The organism is Photobacterium chitinilyticum, from assembly GCF_004104355.1.
GTDB classification, from domain to species: Bacteria; Pseudomonadota; Gammaproteobacteria; order Enterobacterales; family Vibrionaceae; genus Photobacterium; species Photobacterium chitinilyticum.
Map to the genome: position 1 here is coordinate 1 of NZ_RJLM01000122.1, position 708 is coordinate 708.

Annotated in this window: 1 protein-coding gene; it reads right to left on the reverse strand. The window is 61.5% G+C overall.

Annotated elements, in window-relative coordinates:
• On the reverse strand, positions 1–708 hold a 708-nt coding region (locus EDI28_RS27085), incomplete at both ends, for an Ig-like domain-containing protein (RefSeq protein WP_199287510.1).

Sequence of the window (708 nt, forward strand, 5' to 3'; positions counted from 1 at the left end):
GTCACCACCAAGGTGTATACGCTGCTGCTCACGGCGGTGAAGGCACCCTTGCTGCCGCCGCTGACGGTGATGTCATCCGCGGCAAAGCCCGTCACCGACTCACTGAAGGTGAAGGTGTAGATCACATCCCCCGTCGCCRTCCCGGTGGTGTCATCGCTGATCACCACGCTCGGTACGGCCGTGTCCACCGCCTGTATGCTTTGGGTCGCGGCAGTGTTGTTATTGCCTGCCGCATCGGTGGCCACGTTGGCGGCCACATTCACCGTGATGCTGGCGGTGCTGGACGCATCCGGCGTCACCACTAGCGTATAGACGCTACCACTCACGGCAGTAAAGGTACCCTTGCTGCCGCCGGACACGCTGATGTCATCCGCGGTAAAGCCCGTCACCGACTCACTGAAGGTGAAGGTGTAGATCACATCCCCTGTCGCCGTCCCGGTGGTGTCATCGCTGATCACCACGCTCGGTACGGCCGTGTCCACCGCCTGTATGCTTTGGGTCGCGGCAGTGTTGTTATTGCCTGCCGCATCGGTGGCCACATTGGCGGCCACATTCACCGTGATGTCACTGGTGCTGGACGCATCCGGCGTCACCACTAGCGTATAAACGCTACCACTCACGGCCGTGAAGCTACCCTTGCTGCCGCCGCTGACGGTGATATCGTCCGCGGCAAAGCCCGTCACCGACTCACTGAAGGTGAAGGTGTAG